We start from the raw sequence: 4,519 nt of genomic DNA, 5'->3' as shown, positions 1-4,519 counted from the left end.
CGCCTCTTAGGGTCCGCCATACGTGTTCCCCTGGCTCTGGGACACCTTCTTGGCCTAGGTAGGCCGCGAGATGCCTGAACCCTTCCGGGGATGCTGGCACCGGCTCGCGCAGCTTTGTGCCTTTCGAGATGACGTAAATCTGTTGCTGGCCCCAGTCCACGTCGCCGATTTCGATGCTCAACAACTCCTCGGCCCTGGCCCCACTGGACACGTAGATGGCTATGAGAGCGCGGTTGCGATTGTTGTTCATCGCAGCGAAGAGTTCATCCCACAGGTGATCTTGGATAGATCGAGGCTGGGTCTTTGGTGTCCTTTGCCGCAACCGGGCTCGGCGCATGATCGGCGTGGGATCCATTGGGTTGTGGTGGGCGAACGTAGTGCGTCTGTCGGCCGACACTGGAACTGGGTTGACGACAGGTCCAGCGCCGAGGCCGGCGTGATACTCGTAGAAACTGAACACAACTGTTAGGTTGTGGTTGATGGAGGTCGGTGCATAGCCCGGTCCGAGGTGTGGTTTCCCTGTCTTAATGTTCACAGATCCGGCAGTTGGTGTGTCCTTGTGCCGTCTCTGTCGTTGTGGGTTTGCAGCGGACTTCATCCATCCGACCAGGATCTCTACCTCTGCTGTGGTTGCTCGATCCCAGGGAATGTTCAGCTGCCAGAGCAATCGAAACCATCGCAGCAGGTCATATGCGTAGCTGCGACACGTCGAATCACCCGAAGTGCCGAGAGCAATACTACGGAGATAGAGAAGAATTGGCGGAACTGGAATGCTGTCTGGAGCCAAGACCTGCCATGGCGGAAACGCCAGACCGGTCCGAGTCACAGACCCAGCCCGCTCCAACTCGACCAGGCCCTCGCGCAGTTCATGTCGGACATCATCCATCTTGACCCTCTTCGCTCCTGTGTGGCACACCCTCCCCGGGCGTAGGTGCAGTTAACAGGTCCGTCGGGCAAGCGCATCATCTTCGTCACTCTCGAAGACGGCTCCGGCCTCGTCGACCTGGCCTTCTTCGAAGACTCCCACCCCGCCTGCGCCCACACCATCTTCCACAGCGGCCTGCTCCTGGTCCGCGGCACCGTCCAACGCCGCGGACCACGCAACACCGTCGTCGGCACCCGCGTCTGGGACCTCGAAGCCCTCGCCGCCGCCCGCCGTGACAACGGACCCGAAGCCGTCGTTCGCCTCCTGGGCGACACCCAGCCCGAACCCACACCCGCCCAACCCCCGCAGCGCACCCTGTCGAACGGCGGCGTCAGCCTGCACCCGTGGGCGGACCTGCAGCCCGCCGGCACACGGTCCGCGAATCTCAAATCCCTCGGACGCACCAGCTCCGGAAGCGCCGGGTGATCCGCATGGAACACGCCGCACGCCACATCATCCACGCGCACCTCCACGCCCGTGGCGAGAGCCCGGAGGATTTCGAGAAGGCGATGGTGATCCTGGAAGGCGTCTCGCCGTGCCTGCAGGTGCTTGCGCCCGACAGCGCCGACCTCGACGTGACGGGTCTGGCCGGCGGCCGTCTTCGTGTTCGTGGTGCCCCGGCTGCTGCTGTATCCGCAGTTGGCCTGGGTGTCCCTGCTCGTCGAACACCGCTGGTTCGACGCCGAGCCGGTCACCGGTCCGCTGGCCGTCGTGGAGGCCGCGCGCTGCCTGCGCCTGTACCCGCGCAACCACCTGCTCGCTCTGATCGCCCGCGGTACCTGGCTGCCCTACGGCGACCTCTTCCACTACGCGCACTCCGCCCACCCCGCCGTGCGCTGGAACTACCTGCCCACCCTCGACCGGGCCCTGGGCGCACCCCACTTCACCCCCACCGGCCTGCTCCTCGGCCCCGGATCCGTTGCCCGCAGGCACCTGGCCGCCCTCACCACCACCACGCCCGCCGCGATTGCGCCGCCCTCGGCACCCGCCTGTTCCCTGTAACGAGCAGCACCCGCAACGTTGAAGGGCCCGAACCGCAGGATGGCGGTTCGGGCCCTTCAACGTTGCGAGCCACTCGCCCCACTGGGCCAGGGCCAGGCCACCGATTGGGCGCGTGCCATCATCCACGGATGCTCCTGCACACCAGCCGTCTCGGCCTGCGCCGCTTCACCGCCGCGGACGCCCCGGCGTTCTCCGCCTACCGCTCGGACCCGGCCATCGCCCGCTACCAGAGCTGGACTGCCCCGTTCCCCTTGGAAGCCGCGACCGAGCGGATCAGGACCTACAACGACGATCCGCAGCAACCCGGCTGGTTCCAGTACGCGGTCGAGCTCACCGCCGACGGGTGCCTGATCGGCGACGTCGGATTCCACCTCCACGAGAACCTCATGCAGGGCGACCTGGGCTTCACCCTCGCCCCCGGCCGGCACGGCCACGGCTACGCCACCGAGGCCGTGCGCGCCGTGCTGCACAACCGGTTCGACGACGGACTTCATCGGGTGTCCGCCGAATGCGACGCCCGCAACACCCGCTCCCGCCGCCTCCTGGAACGCGTCGGGTTCCAGCTGGAGGGACAGCGCCCCGCCTTCACCTGGGCCCACGGTGAGTGGAGCGACCAGTGCCTGTACGGGCTGCTTGCCGACCAGTGGCAGCGGGTGACGCCGTAGCAGGCACGATCGCAGTCCCTCCCGCAACGGATGGGTAACGGTACATTCCCGCCCGCCTCTACCGCGGGTCGCAGCATCGTCCGGAGCGCCTGCGGCGCTGCAGGCAGTCCTCGCGCGCCGGTCCGAGCTGCCCCGAGTGGGTCAGTGGAACCAGACGAGGGTGGGAATCCGGATCTCGCGCAGATCGCGGTAGGCGACGTACTCGAACAAGACCGGTTCTCGGTCTACCTGGACCGAGAACCGGATGCCGAGATCGTCCATGGCATCGCCGGGAGGATTCCGCCCCGCATCGACAGCGGCGCCGGCCTCCAAGGCCAGCGCCACGATGAAGTTCGTGATCGCCTTCGCCAGGTCCGGAGGCATATCGAGCATAATCTGCGCCGGGACCTCCTCCATGAAGGCCGTCCACCCCCGGCGGTGCGGAACGTCCTGGCTCACCGGGCGGAACCTTCCAGGCGCGCGGCCAGGTCGTCGACGGACAGCAGATTGCGGCCGGCAGCAGCGTTGGCGCGGCTGCGCTCGGCCCCGGGGGCCCGGTCGAGCATCGCGATCTTCCACCAGCGGTTCATGACTGCGGGCAGCAGGTCGGCCTCGGCCGCCAGGACCTCGCCGTAGAAACGGGCCCGCTGTTCGCCCGTCAGCGCGTCGCCGATCGCGTTGATGGTGTGCGGGATCGCCCGGCCGCGAGGATCCGGTGCACTGTGCTCACTGAGGGCTGTCACGGCTCTCACTCCTTGATGGTGTCCTGTCGAGTGTCCTACGCCCGGTCCGGTCGGGGCACGCCATCGGGTGAACCCGACGCCCCGGCCCGATCACAGGATGATGGTGCGGACTCCGGTCTTGGCGTACAGCTGCGGTGCGGTGGTCAGGACAGGGCGGCCAGCCGGCCAGTCGGCGGTGGGCTGGGCGAGGTAGACCGCGTGCGCTGTCCGCCAGTCGATCCCGGTCCGCACCAAGGCGCCCACCGCGGCGGCGGCCGGGTAGTCCAGCTCCGTCACCTCGATCGCGGGCAGCGCTCCGGCGTGCTCCGCCAGCCCGGCCCGGGAGGCCTCGGCCGCGGCCAGGCACAGGGCCGGCACGTAGGCGTGGCGGGCTGGGTCGGTCTGTGCCTGGACGATCAGGTGCGAGGCCAAGCGGTGGCCGGCGCCCAGTGCGAGCAGCGCGGTGTCGTCGAATACGACGGCCTGCGGGGCGGGCACGGTCACCGGATCTCCCCCGCGGCGCCGGAGGCGATGTCCTGCCACCACTGTTCCGCCTGGGCGAGCTCGCCTGCAGTGAGCGGCGCCTCGAGGAAGTGGTCCTCGACGTAGGTCTTCGCGGCGTCGAAGCGGGCCTGGAGTTCCTGGCGGGTCGGGGTGGTCTCCGCGAGATCTCCGACCAGGTCGCGAATCGAGGTCCCGCGCTCTCGGGCGAGTTCCGCCAAGCGGTCTCTCACCAGGGAGTCAACCTTGATCGTCGTGTCACTCATACGCGAAGTATACCAGCGGTATACCTCACGGAATGAGCGCGGGCCAGGATGGGGTCTGCTGCCCCCCCCTGTTCGACAGCGAGGAAGAGGACTTCGGGCACCTTCTGGCCACCATGCGCGATCCGCTGGCGGCCCTCGACGCTGCCGAGGCGTGGACGGGAGCTGTACGCGACCGCTGGGTGAATCAGTTCATGGCCGGTGACGAATACGTCGACTACGTACTGGCTGGCCGCCCCGCCCTGGCACCTGACGGCCGGCCATGGCCCACTCCGCAGCCCTACTGATCGCCGACCTCACAAAACTCCGGTCAGAGCCTGAATTTCCTACCCTGTTCTCAGAGTGCGGTTCGCGCCGTGATGCCCGATTCGCGATGAGGTCTGGGTGAGGTGCCCTGCTCGGTGGGGTGGGCTGGTGTTCAGGGGCGGGGCTGGGTGAACAAGCCGGGCTCGGGCTCGGTGA

Annotated in this window: 8 protein-coding genes and 1 pseudogene; 4 read left to right on the top strand and 5 right to left on the bottom strand. The window is 67.7% G+C overall.

Translation table 11 applies throughout. The annotated features are described in order from the left end of the window. The coding region (locus QMK24_RS40645; protein ID WP_283471946.1) for a tyrosine-type recombinase/integrase at positions 1–250 on the bottom strand (250 nt) is incomplete at its 3' end. Between the two features lie 699 nt (positions 251–949). Here QMK24_RS40645 and QMK24_RS40640 point away from each other — a divergent pair. The 3 genes and pseudogenes from QMK24_RS40640 to QMK24_RS40630 form a co-directional block, all read left to right on the top strand. Then, a pseudogene (locus QMK24_RS40640) lies at positions 950–1,351 on the top strand (OB-fold nucleic acid binding domain-containing protein); the annotation flags it as partial. Between the two features lie 177 nt (positions 1,352–1,528). Beyond that, positions 1,529–1,927 carry a hypothetical protein gene (locus tag QMK24_RS40635; RefSeq protein WP_283471945.1) on the top strand — a complete coding sequence of 133 codons (399 nt, stop codon included), beginning with the start codon at positions 1,529–1,531 and terminating at the stop codon, positions 1,925–1,927. Between the two features lie 128 nt (positions 1,928–2,055). Beyond that, complete coding sequence (locus tag QMK24_RS40630; protein ID WP_283471944.1) at positions 2,056–2,592, top strand: GNAT family N-acetyltransferase; 537 nt, start codon at positions 2,056–2,058, stop codon at positions 2,590–2,592. Positions 2,593–2,733: 141 nt separating this feature from the next. Here QMK24_RS40630 and QMK24_RS40625 read toward each other — a convergent pair whose 3' ends face one another. From QMK24_RS40625 to QMK24_RS40610, 4 genes are all read right to left on the bottom strand, one after another. Continuing rightward, a complete protein-coding gene (locus QMK24_RS40625) occupies positions 2,734–2,988 on the bottom strand; it encodes a hypothetical protein (RefSeq protein WP_283471943.1) in 255 nt (84 codons plus the stop codon). Positions 2,989–3,026: 38 nt separating this feature from the next. Beyond that, positions 3,027–3,314 carry a hypothetical protein gene (locus QMK24_RS40620; protein WP_283471941.1) on the bottom strand — a complete coding sequence of 96 codons (288 nt, stop codon included), beginning with the start codon at positions 3,312–3,314 and terminating at the stop codon, positions 3,027–3,029. Positions 3,315–3,404: 90 nt separating this feature from the next. Beyond that, the gene (locus QMK24_RS40615) at positions 3,405–3,797 is read right to left on the bottom strand and encodes a PIN domain-containing protein (RefSeq protein WP_283471940.1); all 393 of its coding nucleotides are present in this window, start codon (positions 3,795–3,797) and stop codon (positions 3,405–3,407) included. Then, positions 3,794–4,060 carry a hypothetical protein gene (locus QMK24_RS40610; RefSeq protein WP_283471939.1) on the bottom strand — a complete coding sequence of 89 codons (267 nt, stop codon included), beginning with the start codon at positions 4,058–4,060 and terminating at the stop codon, positions 3,794–3,796. The genes QMK24_RS40615 and QMK24_RS40610 overlap by 4 nt, the downstream gene beginning before the upstream one ends. Positions 4,061–4,092: 32 nt before the next feature. Between QMK24_RS40610 and QMK24_RS40605 the strand changes: the two genes are divergently transcribed. Further along, positions 4,093–4,344: a hypothetical protein gene (locus QMK24_RS40605; RefSeq protein WP_283471938.1), complete on the top strand. Its 252-nt coding sequence runs from the start codon at positions 4,093–4,095 to the stop codon at positions 4,342–4,344. Positions 4,345–4,519 lie beyond the last annotated feature (175 nt).

The organism is Streptomyces sp. PH10-H1, assembly GCF_030063355.1.
Taxonomy (GTDB): domain Bacteria; phylum Actinomycetota; class Actinomycetes; order Streptomycetales; family Streptomycetaceae; genus Actinacidiphila.
The sequence above is the reverse complement of the archived record's forward strand: the minus strand, read 5'-3'. Positions and strand labels throughout refer to the sequence as shown.